This is a genomic window from Pseudoalteromonas sp. Z1A8, assembly GCF_011378855.1.
Taxonomy (GTDB): domain Bacteria; phylum Pseudomonadota; class Gammaproteobacteria; order Enterobacterales; family Alteromonadaceae; genus Pseudoalteromonas.
The window spans coordinates 1-15397 of record NZ_WTLB01000040.1 but is presented as its reverse complement, the minus strand read 5'-3'; the positions used below and the strand labels follow the sequence as shown (position 1 = coordinate 15397).

12 protein-coding genes are annotated in these 15397 nt (G+C 38.2%); 8 read left to right on the top strand and 4 right to left on the bottom strand.

From position 1 onward, the window contains the following. Positions 1 to 21: 21 nt before the first annotated feature. A complete protein-coding gene (locus GQR55_RS14805; RefSeq protein WP_166421211.1) occupies positions 22 to 1302 on the bottom strand; it encodes a flavohemoglobin expression-modulating QEGLA motif protein in 1281 nt (426 codons plus the stop codon). A gap of 145 nt (positions 1303 to 1447) precedes the next feature. Here GQR55_RS14805 and GQR55_RS14800 point away from each other — a divergent pair, with 145 nt between their 5' ends. The 7 genes from GQR55_RS14800 (at position 1448) to GQR55_RS14770 (ending at position 8243) form a co-directional block, all read left to right on the top strand. Beyond that, positions 1448 to 1705 (top strand): DUF3081 domain-containing protein, encoded by a 258-nt coding sequence (locus tag GQR55_RS14800; RefSeq protein WP_166421210.1) that lies wholly within the window; start codon positions 1448 to 1450, stop codon positions 1703 to 1705. Then, complete coding sequence (locus GQR55_RS14795) at positions 1705 to 2010, top strand: hypothetical protein (RefSeq protein WP_166421209.1); 306 nt, start codon at positions 1705 to 1707, stop codon at positions 2008 to 2010. Before GQR55_RS14800 ends, GQR55_RS14795 begins: the two co-directional genes overlap by 1 nt. Positions 2011 to 2433: 423 nt before the next feature. Continuing rightward, on the top strand, positions 2434 to 3009 hold the full coding sequence (gene betI / locus GQR55_RS14790) for a transcriptional regulator BetI (RefSeq protein ID WP_206012108.1): 576 nt from the start codon (positions 2434 to 2436) through the stop codon (positions 3007 to 3009). Position 3010: 1 nt separating this feature from the next. Continuing rightward, positions 3011 to 4474 carry a betaine-aldehyde dehydrogenase gene (betB, locus tag GQR55_RS14785; RefSeq protein ID WP_166421207.1) on the top strand — a complete coding sequence of 488 codons (1464 nt, stop codon included), beginning with the start codon at positions 3011 to 3013 and terminating at the stop codon, positions 4472 to 4474. Between the two features lie 11 nt (positions 4475 to 4485). Next, complete coding sequence (betA, locus tag GQR55_RS14780; RefSeq protein WP_166421206.1) at positions 4486 to 6153, top strand: choline dehydrogenase; 1668 nt, start codon at positions 4486 to 4488, stop codon at positions 6151 to 6153. Positions 6154 to 6311: 158 nt separating this feature from the next. After that, complete coding sequence (locus GQR55_RS14775) at positions 6312 to 7529, top strand: BCCT family transporter (RefSeq protein WP_166421205.1); 1218 nt, start codon at positions 6312 to 6314, stop codon at positions 7527 to 7529. 9 nt (positions 7530 to 7538) lie between these two features. After that, entirely contained in the window at positions 7539 to 8243 is a 705-nt protein-coding gene (locus GQR55_RS14770) for a TorF family putative porin (RefSeq protein WP_166421204.1), read from the top strand. A 229-nt stretch (positions 8244 to 8472) separates the two neighbouring features. On the opposite strand, the gene GQR55_RS14765 is transcribed toward GQR55_RS14770, so the two are convergent. The 3 genes from GQR55_RS14765 to fdxA all read right to left on the bottom strand — a co-directional run bounded on the left by GQR55_RS14765 (position 8473) and on the right by fdxA (position 13471). Further along, positions 8473 to 10383 carry a bifunctional diguanylate cyclase/phosphodiesterase gene (locus GQR55_RS14765; protein WP_166421203.1) on the bottom strand — a complete coding sequence of 637 codons (1911 nt, stop codon included), beginning with the start codon at positions 10381 to 10383 and terminating at the stop codon, positions 8473 to 8475. A gap of 384 nt (positions 10384 to 10767) precedes the next feature. Beyond that, positions 10768 to 13011 (bottom strand): carbohydrate binding family 9 domain-containing protein, encoded by a 2244-nt coding sequence (locus GQR55_RS14760; RefSeq protein ID WP_166421202.1) that lies wholly within the window; start codon positions 13009 to 13011, stop codon positions 10768 to 10770. 136 nt (positions 13012 to 13147) lie between these two features. After that, complete coding sequence (fdxA, locus tag GQR55_RS14755) at positions 13148 to 13471, bottom strand: ferredoxin FdxA (protein WP_166421201.1); 324 nt, start codon at positions 13469 to 13471, stop codon at positions 13148 to 13150. Positions 13472 to 13666: 195 nt separating this feature from the next. Between fdxA and GQR55_RS14750 the strand changes: the two genes are divergently transcribed. Then, on the top strand, positions 13667 to 15274 hold the full coding sequence (locus tag GQR55_RS14750; protein ID WP_166421200.1) for an NAD(P)/FAD-dependent oxidoreductase: 1608 nt from the start codon (positions 13667 to 13669) through the stop codon (positions 15272 to 15274). The last annotated feature ends 123 nt before the right edge of the window (positions 15275 to 15397 follow it).

The following is a 15397-nucleotide window of genomic DNA, read 5'->3' as shown; positions in this document are numbered from 1 at the left end:
TTGGTAAGTTATGTTGATTAATTATAAAAATAACGGTTTATAATCGTTTTCTAACTTTTCAAACGATAAGTCACCAATAAAGCGGCCAAAGCTCAACCACGTTGCCAAACCACGTAAATCTTTAAAGTGGGGTGGCACATATTGAGGGCTTTCTATTACACCTAAATCATGAAGCTGCGATATTAGTCTGAAATCATCTATCGATATTTTACCTACTAGTAACAAAGGCAATCTATCGATTCGACCCAACTGTATCGCCACGCGAATTAAGTTATATACCAGTACAAAGCCTTTAATGTAGGCAATATCTTTTGTAAAAGGTAAGCCGGTTGGTGTACTCCCTCTAAATACTCGCTGCGCTAGTGTGTAGCTGTCGTCTTTTGATAAACCTTGCGCTACGTAATCACGGTATATATCTACAAACTCAGCACCGTCAATTACCTTTGTAACTGCTTGAATCCGGTTAACTAATTTAGATAAACGCCTTGGGGTCGATTTTAATGTAATAATTTCGGTTAATACCGCTAAGCCTTCTTGGGTAATGGTCGAGCTTGGCGTGCCTTTACTCAAACACGTTAAATAAGGCTGTGCTAAACCATTTTGAGTGGTGCCTACATGTATCCACCCTTCGTGAACTTCTAAAATATCTAGTTCACGCTGCGAAAACTTAACATCTTGATTAAGCTTTATATTATTAGCACCGGCGGCTGCATCACTGACAATACCATCGCTAAGCATTACCTCTACGTTTATCCCTGCCATACTGGCATTTACTTGCTCAGACAAAATACGCACAGCGTCTACAGCATCAATATTTTTAGGGTCGTCAGGCAGTATGTCGGCTATGAGTAAATTTTGCAGCGGTTTATCTAGCATATTAGCGAGCTCAGAAAGTGAGGGCTCACCCGCATGAAATAAATCTTTAGGATGACCAAATAACTCCACCGATAAATCATGAAACTCTGTCGTACCACGATATTCAAGCATACTTAATACTGTTTTATATTCAGTGCACATTTTTCCCATATATTGAGCAATCGGATTCAACTGCCCTAATTGGTTAATAATGTTACGGTGCAAAGTAGAAAACGCTTGGCGTAACTCGCTAGGGACAAAACCAAGGTCGCGCTGTTGATAATAAGCACGATCGATAAGTGGATTTTTTTGACATTTTTGTCTAAAAAAATCCTCTTTAGTTTGTTTATCCCAATTAATAGCATCGAGTATCCTAATTGGCGTTTGCAATGCAATTAATTGATCCGATAACTCACGAGTTTTTAGTAGTAACGCCTTGTCTATCATGGTGTAAGCTCAACATTAAATGAATTTTGAGCTTAATTTAAAAAGGCTAAATTACAAAGCAATATCACACATTTTTAGCTATTGTTTTTAAGATGATCGACCCTCATATCCTTATCGTATGAGGTATTAAATAAAAGGGTGAAGTATGAAAAACGAAATTGACAACAAACAGATTTTAGCCGTGTATGAACGCATCATTCAAAAAGGCGAAATGACTGACGAAGGTAAACATTATCAAGGTGTTACTGCTTATTCAGATGTAGATGGTTACACTATATATTTGCAGGGAAGCGGTGTTGAATTACGCTTTGGTTTTCATAATACTTATCATCTAGACTACGAACACGAAAAAAATAAGGATGATTTTTTGAAAAAATTATATAACATTGCTAACGAGAGCTAATGCACCCACGAAAACTCAGGAACCGCCCTACCAGTAAGCTCAATACTACTTTTATAAACCAAGTAGTAGAAGAGCTTAAAGCTGATCCAAACAAAGTCTCAATTATTCAAGACAATTTAGAACAGTACCGTGCTCAAACTCATTTAAAGCGTGGATTTTTACTCGCTATAGAGCGCTTTGATTGGGTTTTTGAAGCAAGCGAAGATATTGATTTTATTTGCCAGCAAATTTTAGCTGATGACTACATTGGCAATAGATTAAGACGTTATCCCCTCCTTTTTAAAGGCGTTATCAATAATGCCTGACCTTTCAAAACTTAACCTTTCAAACCAAGCGCTTTAAAACGATAAAACCGCAAAGCTTACTCTTGATATAAATTTATTAGAGCACTAAGCAATTGCAGGTTTAGTGTACTTCTGTATTAAAATAATACTATTAGTACTCTAACTATTACTGCACTAACGATTTTTACACATTTTATTCATTTATTGCTGTAAACAAATCATTACTATTATTTAATTTCAAAATAAAACCCACAAACCATTGTTTTATATACAGTTAAATAAAATAAAACTTTATCTTCTATATCTCATTAGTTGCGCTTTTATTAATGATTCATCTACATTTTGGCATCTAGATGTTTACCTCAGCCTTGAATTGTTAGAGCTATTACCTTAAGCTTATCTTTATTGAACGTTCAATTAATAAAAATTATGCCTAAAGTTGGAATGGAACCTGTCAGGCGTCAGCAGTTAATTGACGCAACTATAGAATCTGTTGCAAGCAAAGGCCTGCAAGGAACGACTATAAACAGCATTAGTAAAAATGCAGGTTTATCGTCGGGTATTATTAGTCATTATTTTAATGGTAAGCAGGGGCTGATTGAAGCCACTGTTCGATACTTACTAACAAGCTTAAAGCAAGACTTGATAGGCAAAGTAAACCATCAAACAAATGCGACTGAACGTTTAATGTATATTGTCGAAGCCAACTTTGCGCTTGTACAACAACGCAATGATACAACCCGAACGTGGTTGAGTTTTTGGGCACAATCGATGCACGATAAAGAATTACACAGACTACAAAATGTAAACAGTAGACGCTTGCACAGTAATTTAGCATTTTCTTTGAAGCAATTAATGCCTATTGAGCAAGCGAATCAAGCTGCTGAACTTAGCGCCGCCATGATTGATGGCCTATGGTTAAGAGCAGTACTGAGTAAGTCAGACAATAATCAGTTTAAACACAGTGAACAGTTAGCAAAAAGCTATGTACTTTCACTTATCAAGCAATATGGAGCCTAGCGTGACTACACCTGTCTATCAAAATTTTATTAACGGCCATTTTCTTGCAAACCAGAGCGGCAAAACATTTGATGTAACAAACCCAGCTACGGGCGAGGTTATTTACGCAGTAGAGATTGCCGACGAATTTATTCAAAACGCAGCCATTGAGAGTGCAAAGCAAGGCTTTGCTCAGTGGTCAGCAATGACACCCATTGAACGCAGCCGCATTTTATTAAAAGCAGTGGCTATTTTACGCGAGCGCAATGATGAGCTAGCACTTGTAGAAGTACTAGACACCGGTAAACCAATGCAAGAAGCAAATTGTGTTGATATTGAAACCGGCGCTGATGTAATTGAATACTTTGCAGGCCTTGCGCCAGCACAAGTAGGCCAACAGCAAATGGTGGGTGATGACTTTTACTACACACGTAAAGAACCGCTAGGTATCTGTGCGGGTATTGGTGCATGGAACTACCCACTACAAATTGCATGTTGGAAGTCGGGCCCTGCCCTTGCTGCTGGTAATGCATTTATATTTAAACCATCTGAGGAAACACCACTTGGCGCTATTAAGCTTGCTGAAGTGTTTTTTGAAGCTGGCGTACCTGCAGGTGTTTTTAATGTTGTTCAAGGTGCTGGAGATGTAGGTCAGTGGCTAACACAGCACAGCGACATTGATAAGGTATCGTTTACGGGTGAAGTAGGCACAGGTAAAAAAGTAGTAGCAAGTGCTGCCGGTACTTTAAAAGATGTAACAATGGAACTCGGTGGTAAATCTCCACTATTAGTATTTGATGATGCGAATATTGAGCAAGCGGTTAGCGCTGCTATGTTAGGTAACTTTTATACGCAAGGCGAAATTTGTACTAACTGTACACGTATTTACGTTCATAAAAATATTTATCAGCCGTTTATTGATGAGCTAAAAGCGCGCACTGAAAAAAATATTATTGCTGGCGACCCACAAGATTTAAATACTAACTTTGGCGCACTTATTTCTAAAAAGCATCAAGAACTAGTAATGAGCTACGTTAATAAAGGTATTGAAGAAGGTGCAACGCTATTAACCGGTGGTACAACGCTTTCACCTAAATCTGCACCTAATGGCTATTTTGTAGCACCGACTGTATTTATTGATTGTAATGACGACATGACTATCGTTAAAGAAGAAATATTTGGCCCAGTAATGAGCGTGCTTGTTTTTGACGACGAAGACGATGTGATTGCACGCGCTAACGGTACACACCTAGGCTTAGCAGCTGGCGTATTTACGAGTGATATTAAACGTGCTCACCGCGTAATTCATAAGTTACAAGCCGGTATTTGTTGGATTAATGCATACGGTAACTCACCTGCTGAAATGCCAGTTGGTGGTTATAAGCAATCGGGTATTGGCCGTGAAAATGGTATTCAAACGCTTGATCAATACACGCAAACTAAGTCTATTTATGTTGGTATGGCCGACATAGAAAGCCCATTTTAAGGCGCCCTACTATGAGTAATCATTACGACTATATTATTGTTGGCGCGGGTTCGGCGGGTTGTGTTTTAGCAAACCGTTTGTCTGAAGATTCAAATAACCGCGTGTTACTACTTGAAACTGGCGGTAGCGATAAAAGTATTTTTATAAAAATGCCAACCGCGTTATCTATTCCTATGAATAGCGATAAATACGCATGGCAGTTTCATACGCAGCCTGAGCCTCATTTAGATAACCGTGAAATGCATTGCCCACGAGGCAAAGTATTAGGCGGCTCGTCATCTATCAATGGCATGGTGTATGTACGTGGCCACGCAAAAGATTTTGACGAATGGCAGCAACACGGTGCAAACGGTTGGGATTACCAATCATGTTTACCGTATTTTCAAAAAGCAGAAAGCTTTTACCTTGGTGAAAATACTTACCGTGGTGGCAAAGGCCCGCTTGGCGTTAATAACGGCAACGAAATGCAAAACCCGCTTTATCGCACTTTTATCAAAGCAGGTGTACAAGCCGGTTACGCCTCAACAGATGATTACAACGCGTCGCAGCAAGAGGGTTTTGGCCCAATGCACATGACCGTAAAAGACGGCGTGCGCAGCTCTGCGTCTCGTGAGTATTTAGACCCTGTTAAATCGCGTAGTAATTTAACAATTATTACTGGTGCACTAGCACAACGCGTGATTTTAGACGGCAAAAAAGCTACTGGCATTGAATACAAAGTAAATGGCGACGTTAAAACTGCCCATGCTGCAAAAGACGTTGTACTAAGTGCAGGACCAATTGGTTCTCCACATATTTTACAACTCTCTGGTATTGGTGATACTCAAGCGCTCGAAAACGCAGGCGTTGAAGTACAGCATCATTTACCTGGTGTTGGTCAAAACTTACAAGATCATCTTGAGTTTTACTTTCAATACAAATGTAAGCAACCTATCACGCTTAACGGCAAGCTAGGCATTGTTTCAAAGGGTTTGATTGGCGCACGCTGGTTATTAACGCGTTCGGGTTTAGGTGCAACGAATCATTTTGAATCGTGTGCGTTTATTCGCTCAAAACCAGGTGTTGAATGGCCAGATATTCAGTATCACTTTTTACCAGCAGCAATGCGTTACGATGGTAGAAGTGCATTTGCAGGTCATGGTTTTCAGGTTCATGTTGGTCATAACAAACCAAAAAGCCGAGGTAGTGTGACTATTGCCTCTGCAAATCCTGAGCAACCACCAACCATTTTATTTAATTACCTTGAGCATCAAGACGATATTGAAGGCTTTAGAGCGTGCGTTCGCTTAACACGCGACATAATCGAGCAAAATGCCTTTGATGAATACCGCGATGAAGAAATTCAACCAGGTAAACACATTCAAACAGATGAAGAAATAGATGCCTTTGTACGCCAAGCCGTAGAAAGTGCTTACCACCCTTCTTGCTCGTGCAAAATGGGTGAAGATGATATGGCCGTTGTTAACTCTAATACCCAAGTGCATGGTATTGAGGGATTACGTGTTGTTGACTCATCTATATTCCCAACAGTTCCTAACGGAAACTTGAATGCGCCTACAATTATGGTTGCCGAAAAAGCAGCTGACATAATTTTAGGTAAAGACCCATTACAGAAATCGGATGTGAATGTTGCCATAACAAAAAACTGGCAAGAAACACAACGTAGTACGGAGATCTAACTTTAGCCACATGCTTAGGTTTAGTCTCGTCGGGCTAAACCAATGCGTGCCTTGCAGTGGCACACGATGTAAATAGGTTACGTTGTGTTAATGCGAGAATAAAACAATAAAATACGGAGTGCTTATGAATTATTTTTATTCATTACTGGAGGGTAACAATGACTATTTGGCTTAATGCAGGCATCATTTTTACCTTACTTGCCATTATCACTATTTTAATTAAATGGGGTAATGTGCGCGTAGTAGGTGTAACACCAGTTCGAACCTTTACGTTTATAGCAATATTATTTACTTCTGGCCTTGATGTTGGCCTTATTATGTTTCCTTTAACTGAGTTTGCAGGTTATGCAGACATAAAAGCAAGCCCAGAATACGCGTTTGCAAATCCACTGGCTATTGAGTTTGGCTACTGGGGATTTTTGATCTGGGGATTTTACTTTCTTACGTGCTTTTATTTCTGTGTAATAGAACCTAAAGTGAAATTTTTCGAAATTCCTTGGGTTAAATTTATCAATAATGTTGTAATTATTGGTACATGTGCATTTACCGCTTATTTACTGCTTACAAACCTACCGTGGTATTTACCAGAATTAGGTGATGGAACAAGCATAGTTTCTGAGTTTTATTTAATTGTGTTTGCGGCTATCTGTTTTGCGGTTTACTCAAGTACTGATATTAAATATGTACGTATTTTAAGTATTTCTACTACGTGGTTATTTTTAGCTTTAATCGCCTTTATGTGGGCTGGCGCATTTGTAATTGGTGATAGTCAAATGTCAGCATTTACGAATAACTTAGGCTCTATTGGCACTTACTTTGCCAACATTAATGAATTTGTTTTACCGCTTAATGATTACCATGAGTTTTACTTATTTTGGTGGTTTGCGTGGAGCATAATGATTGGTCAATTTACATCACGCTTTGTAGGTGGACTTAAAACTTACCAAGTATTAGGTGCGATGTTAATTTTCCCTTCTATTCCGATTGCGATTTGGTTTAGCGTACTTTATCACTACCACGAGGCGGGCATCCCAACTCAAGGTATTAAAAACTTTGCCATGGTATTTGTAGGTATTATATTTGTAATTAACTCTCTCGATTCGTTAGTACGTTTATATACAGATAACCTAAATTTTACCGTAAAGCGTTTTGGTAAAATGAAATACATGATAGGTAATATTGTTGCTCTATCACTACTTACATTACTGTTTAAACTAGAATTTTTACAAATTCAGTGGGTAGGTGCTTTAGTTATTGGCTTGTTCTTTATCTGTGCTGCCTTTATTGGTTACAGTAAATTTAAAACAGTAACGAATATAGACAGCTCACCAAAAGCAAACGCAATTGATTACACAAAAATAGACACAGTACACTAGGAATAAATAATGAATAACAAACTAAAACAACTAGTAGTAGCACTACCATTTGCACTTTTATCAACGACTGCAGCAGCTGATTGGTCAACAACAATCACGGCAGCGTCTGACTACACTTTTAATGGTGTAAGCCAAACAGATAACGATCCTGCAATTCAAGGTAGCTTAGACTATGACTTTGATAGTGGTGTTTACGCAGGTGTATGGGCTTCAAATGTAGATTTTGGTGACGACACTGATTTTGAGCTTGATGCCTATGTAGGTAAGTATGTACAACTTGATGAGCAATTTAGCGTTGACTACGGTATTGCGTATTACACTTATCAAGGTAATAACAGCGATGGCAACTACGCTGAGGCTTACACTAAATTTGGTTACGCAAGTGAGTACGGCCAAACTGAGCTTAATTTTTGGTACAGCTGGGATTACTTTGGTCAAGGTGGAGGGCATGTAATCTCAATGATTGCACACACCTATGAGCTGGCTCCAAATCATGCACTACGTGCAAGCTTTGATATTTCAAACTCACTAGACGGTGATAAGTGGCTATGGGATAGTGCTAAGGGAGACAAATCGTATTATCACTACCGTTTAGCATATCAAACTAGTTATGAAGGGTTTGGTATTGAAGTAGCTGCTGAAAACACAAGCTTAGATTACGATTATGCTGATGAGCGTATTGTACTTGCTGTTTCTCGCACATTTGATCTTTAATACCAATCTGCTTATATATGGGGTCTATTTAACGTTAAGAAAATTACGCTAGAACTAGGCAAAAATTTTTGTATCTAGTTGTTCTAAATAAAAAATTTTTAACGACGTTATAGTGCAATTTAATTCGTTAAATTGATCAAAGATTTATGCAGGTTGGTATGATACAATAATTACTGATTAAACAAAAAATGCCACTCTATTTAGAGTGGCATTTTTATTTGTAAACTAACTAACTAACAATATCCCACGCACTTGTACCCGATGCTGAAAGGTTACTGGTGTTATTGCGTAATACTTTATTACCTACATTAGCTGATGACTCAGGTCGACTTACTAAATACCCCTGAACAGAGCTCACACCCATTTTTTTAACGAGTTCAAACTGCCCTATTTCTTCAACGCCTTCTGCAACAATTTTAATACCTAGCTTTTTTCCAAGATCACTAATTGTATTTAATATATCGTTATATTTTTGGCTTTTATTGGCTTGTGCTATAAACGAGCGATCAATTTTAATAACATCTATTGGTAAATCCGCTAATGTACTTAAAGAACTAAAACCTGTACCGAAGTCATCAATAGCAATAGTGATACCCTCTTCTCTTAGCCTACTGAGCTCTTTAATAATTCTTGGACTGGCTTTAATGAAAGTTGATTCTGTAATTTCCAGCATCAAAGACGTAGCCGGTAAACCGGTTTTTTTAAGCTTCTTCATTACCCAATCATAAATATCACGATGCTTTAGTTGAATGCCCGAAACGTTAACTGATATTTTTATTTTCCGCATACCTGCATTGTGCCATGCAGCCATTTGCCGACACGATTCAAGCATAATCCAATCGCCTAGCTCTAATATTAAATTAGACTCTTCTGCTATAGGAATAAACTCTGAAGGCGGGATCATACCTTCAATTGGGTGATCCCAGCGTGTAAGCGCTTCGAAGTAATCAATCATACAATCTTCAACATGCACAATTGGCTGAAAAGATAAGTACAAATCTTTACAAGCGACTGCTATGCGTAACTCTTCGAGTAAGTAATGGTAACGGCGCATTTTGTTACCCATTTCTGGTGAGTAAACTTTAAATATTCCCTTACCATCGCTTTTAGCTCTGTACATAGCTACATCAGCTAATTGTAAAAGTGCTTGTGGGGTTGACGCACTTTCTGGGTAAGCAGCAATACCAATACTGGCACTAATTTTTACTATTTTATTGCCTAGCACAAAGTCTTTTTCAAGCTCACTTAGCACGTGCTTTGCAATTTCAATAACTCTATCGCTATTATCAAGTAACTCTATGAAAATAGAAAACTCATCCCCTCCTAACCTTGATAAGTTTTGCTCTAATTGGTTAGCACTATTTATGTTACTTAATTTATGGTGGCGTAAAACATTCGCAAGTCGGCTAGCAACTTGAACCAATATTTCATCACCAAAACTGTGACCAAACGAGTCATTTACTTGTTTAAAACCATCAAGATCTATAAACAGAAGTGCACATTTCAGCTCATCTTGATTCGCGTGATTAATTTGTCTGTCGATATGTTCAATATACGCATGACGGTCAATTAATAACGTCAGTTTATCTTGGCAAATACTTGTTTGGGTTTGTTTTACATAATTGGCCACATGTGTATTTAAACTATTTATTGATTGGCTTAAGCTACTTACACCCAAAGGGTTCTCTGCTGGTTTTACTTGTAGGTTAAATGCAGTGAGTAAGCTATTAGCCTGATGATTAAGCTCAGCAATTTGGTTTTTATAGTGACGCTTGCTGCGCGCTCTACGTAAATACAAACCACAGCTAAATATTAGAACACATAAAAATAAAAAATTAATAGGTGATGCAAGCGTCATCATAATTAGCTTACTTGAATCGGCTGCTACAAAATGGGTATCAGTGGTTTTAATAAGCAAAAAATCCGCAGTAGGCTGCTGGATTATATAGTGGCCATTTAAGATCGGATTATACCAAGCAGCCATATCAAGCGTGGTATTCGTTATTTCGAAGCTTCGTATATCAATACTGGTGTGAAATAGATTTATACGGTTAATCTGATTCGTTAACTCTATATTTATACAGAAACAAAATAGAATTATTATTAAGAAAATAAAACCGAGCGGTTTAAATTTATTCATAAAAAAATCCATCTATCTTACTTCTCCCTTAAACCTGTTACCAAAAGCGGATTATATCGCTTGCATTTAGTACTAAGCAAGCATTGATATAATCCTTAGGTATTAGAATAACAAAATTTTTTAACAACAATGGATTAACTAACTATATCGTTCATATAGTATAGGCGGGATTAACAAAAACAAACAAAAACGTTTCAATTGTTTAAAATTTAGTACATATCGTCAATACGCTCTCTAATTTTTTACTGCCCGCCTATAAATTTATTCGAAAACGATTAATACTACGGCATTAATTTTAGCAAAAAAACTAAGTAACGTAACAAACTGCATTATTACAACCGGCTAATATAACGAGAATTTCTGCTGCACTGTAATTTTTAGCGATTACAACTGCCACGCATAGCTAACTTTTGTAAAAAATGTACGTTGATCCCGCTCAATATTTTTAAGTGAATCGTCTTGATAACCTCTATCTGAATATCCTAAATAAAATAATGTTTGTGCATTAATTTTATATGAGTAAACAAGTTGGCTGCCATAATCTTTATTGATTTGGCTCACTTGATAAAAGTAGGCATTTTCGTCTCTATCAATATCTTCAAATTGTAAAATTAATTTAAGAATTGAACGCATGCTAAATTTATAATAAAGTCTAAAGTCGACTAAATTAGCAGTGAAAACACGATCCCCTTGCGGGTTATCTAATTGACTATAGTTATGCTTTACATCGAGCTGCCAGTGATCGTTAATATCCCATACCACTTGTGTTTGAGTGTTAAATACATCACCAAGCTGTTCGTTGGTATAGTCAATCCGGCTCGCGTATTCTGCATATAATGTTAACTTTAAATCTTTAGTGGGTTTGAAACCTGTGTAAATATAGCCAATATTTTGATTGTAAAAATTGCCATTATAATTTTCATAGCGATGTACTAAACCAATTTCAAAAATAGATTGCATTTGACCTTTAAAACTTAAAAAACCTTCGTATTCTTCTTCAAGTAAGTCACCGTTTTGAGCCCACGTTTTATCCCAATCAGCTTCGTATGACCATGAGGTAAGTAAATCAGCCTCATCTCGATACCATGTCTGCCCGCCTCCAAACACAACCTTTTCGTAATCTACTTTTTCTTGATAACCCAAATCGGTGCGGTAGTCCTCGCCAATATTTTCATACGACGCAAACAGTTTGTAATCACGTTTATCGCGAGTAAGTTCTAGAGCATAAGCTTCATCTGACTGAGTTTCAGATAAGTTATAATTTTCGATTAAAAATTCAGAGTTACGGGTATCAGCCGATGATACCTGATACAAAAGAGTGTCCGATTGATTAAACCAGTAACTCCCATCTACTGATAATACGGTATTATGATAGTCGTCGCTTTCTCTGTGCGTGCTTGAAATACCAATTGTTCCTTGTTCGCCATTATCAAATTGATAGCGCCCTGCGACTGCATTAGTTTTTTCATTTAGGTTTGCAAAACCAGAGCCCTGATTACTTGGTAATAAAATATTACTATTATCATCATCAGCGAGCATTAAAGCATAACTATGATCGCCCGTTTTACCAGTTAGCTTTGCACCTAAAGTAGGCTCTGCAATTGTACGCGTGTATAAAAGCTCAAATAAGCTGCTTTTAAAGTAAGAAGCCCCATCTAAAAAGAAAGGACGCTTTTCAGCGTAATAAATAGAATAAGTTGTATTTACATCAAGCTCTAAAGAGTCTGTTTCTACTTGAGAAAAATCTGGATTAATGGTTGCATTTAAAACAGCGTCTTTTGTTAAGCCCCAACGTAAATCTAAGCCCACTTCGGTGTCTATATCGCCATTATCCCAATTACCCGGTAGCTCTGATTTATTGTCATTACGTAGTGTGGTTAGCGTAGGTGTAAGTTGAATGTTTTTACTTGATTCTATATCGCTAAAACCCACTAACTTATCAAACTGACAAAGACTGCATTTTGTATCTCGATCGAACCCCATATTTGATAGCTGATACAAAACATCACGCTGGTAGTTTCTCATTACTGAAAAACCCCATGTTAGCTCTTTTTGATTTTCAGGAAAACGTAGTGCCTTAAAAGGAATACGCATTTCAACAATATAACCTTGCTCGTTAATTTGTCCTGCGCTATCCCAAATAGCATTCCACGAAGTATCAGAGGTCCAGCCATCAGTGTCGGTCATGCGAATGTCGCCTTGTGCACCAAGAGGGTTCACATGAAATTCATAACCACTGCGTTCATCATTAAAGGTGTCAATAACAAGAATGGCTACATCGTCTTCCCACAACGTATCGCGGTCACGCAGCGATGCACGAATTTGCTCAGGGTTTGGATCCTCTGCAACAAAGGCAACATATAAGTTTGTGCCATCCTCGTAAATGAAAGCATCCGTTTTTACAGGCGGAGTGCCTTTTTCGTTAGGCTCGTCTTGGTAGATTAAAGGAATACGAGTCGCATTTTGCCAATGCGCTTCATCCATAACACCATCAACGGTGATATTAGAATCAATACGGGATAAGGATACTTGCTGTTTTTCAGCCGCTACATTAAGGCTTGAGAGTAATAAAACGAAACTTAAAAATAGGAAGATAAACTTTTTCATTATAGTTATAAAGTACTGCATAAACATCCATTTAGACTGTAATTACTCATAAGGAGCAACTTAAGCCAAGGATTGTAATTTATCCGGGTACATTTGTTAATACTTTGAAATGAAAAATTAACTATTTAATGATAAAGGAGTAACTATTTGTTACTTATCACGTTTCGAGTAGTTTGAGTTTATTATCTATGCCATTCCAAACATCAGCGTCCTCTGGTGCAGGCTTAATCTCAGTAATGCGCGGCCATACGAGTGCAAGTTCAGCATTTAATTCGGTAAATTCTTTTTGAGATTCAGGGAGTTCATCTTCTTGATAAATTGCGTCGGCTGAACATTCAGGTACACATAAACCACAATCAATACAATCAATTGGGCTAATGGCTAAAAAATTAGGGCCTTCAAAAAATGCATCTGCTGGGCATACCGAGACGCAATCGGTGTACTTACATTTTATACAATTTTCGGTGACTACAAACGCCATACTATTTTAATACCTAAGATTTTAAACAACAGTTGCGGATCATACCCATCCACCCCAAAAATACAATAAATAAGTGCCATATCGCCCTATTTTAACGTAAAATGTGCGCCTTATGTTTGCACATCTGTTGTGCCCTGCATCCCCTTATTGTGAGCGGTAAATAATATTCCGCTATGACACCTAAAAGAGATATAAATGATACGTTTAACCGAAATAAAGCTGCCACTTGATCATGACGAAGATGCAATTGGTCAAGCAATTGTAAATAAACTAAAAATCCAACCAGAACAATTGCACAGTTTTAATGTGTTTAAGCGTGGTTATGATGCACGTAAAAAATCAGCTATTTTACTGATTTATACACTCGATATAGAAGTTGATAACGAAGCCGATTTACTCACTGCATTCGAAAAAGACCAACATGTAAAAGTAGCGCCTGACACAAACTATAAATTTGTAGCCCAAGCCCGCGAAAATATAACAGAGCGCCCTGTTGTGATTGGTTTTGGCCCGTGTGGTTTATTTGCAGGTTTATTACTTGCTCAAATGGGCTTTAATCCCATTATATTAGAGCGCGGTAAAGAGGTACGTGAACGTACAAAAGACACGTTTGGCTTTTGGCGTAAACGCACACTTAATACCGAATCAAATGTACAATTTGGTGAAGGCGGCGCAGGTACATTCTCAGACGGTAAGTTATACAGCCAAGTAAAGGATCCAAAGCATTATGGCCGTAAAGTAATTACTGAATTTGTAGAAGCAGGCGCACCCGATGAAATTTTATATGTAAGTAAGCCGCACATTGGTACATTTAAACTTGTCACCATGATTGAAAAAATGCGCGCTCGTATAATAGAACTAGGCGGCGAAATTCGCTTTAGCACACGTGTTGACGATATTCATTTAGACGACGGGCAAGTAACAGGTTTAACGCTTTCAAATGGCGAGCAACTAAATACTCGCCACGTTGTATTAGCCGTTGGTCACAGCGCACGCGATACGTTTGATATGATCCACAAAAAGGGGATTTATGTTGAAGCAAAGCCATTCTCAGTCGGTTTTAGAATCGAGCATAAACAATCAATGATCGATGAATGTCGTTTTGGTACAAATGCAGGAAACCCAATTTTAGGCTCTGCCGATTATAAACTTGTTCATCATTGCGACAATGGCCGCACAGTTTACAGCTTTTGTATGTGTCCAGGTGGCACAGTAGTCGCTGCAACCTCTGAAGAGGGCCGCGTTGTTACCAACGGTATGAGCCAATATTCACGAAGTGAGCGCAACGCTAACAGCGCTATTGTGGTAGGCATATCGCCAGAGCAAGACTTCCCAGGTAACCCACTTGCAGGCATAGACTTACAGCGCAAACTTGAAGAGCAAGCATATGAGCTTGGTGGTAGTAACTACGATGCACCAGCACAGCTAATTGGCGACTTTTTGAAAGGTAAATCTTCAGAAAATTTAGGTGAAGTACAACCCTCTTACACACCAGGTATTAAGTTAACTGACTTGAGTAAAGTGCTACCACAATTTGCTATTGATGCCCTTCGCGAAGCGATACCAGCGTTTAATAAACAAATTCGTGGCTTTTCAACTAACGACGGTTTACTAACCGGCGTTGAAACACGTACTTCGTCGCCTATTAGTATTAAGCGCGACAAAACATTCCAAAGCATCAACACTAAAGGGCTTTACCCTGCAGGTGAAGGCGCAGGCTACGCGGGCGGTATTTTATCAGCCGGTATTGATGGTATTAAAGCGGCCGAAGCGGTTGCACTGTCTATGCTAGAAAACGCTTAAACCTCTTTTTTAAGCTGTTTGTCGAAAAGCCTCACTTTGTGATAACACCATTCAGTTAAGCATGTTTTGACTTAATGGTGTACCGAGTTTTTGAAATTCGAACGGTCCTACTTTTGGGCCGTT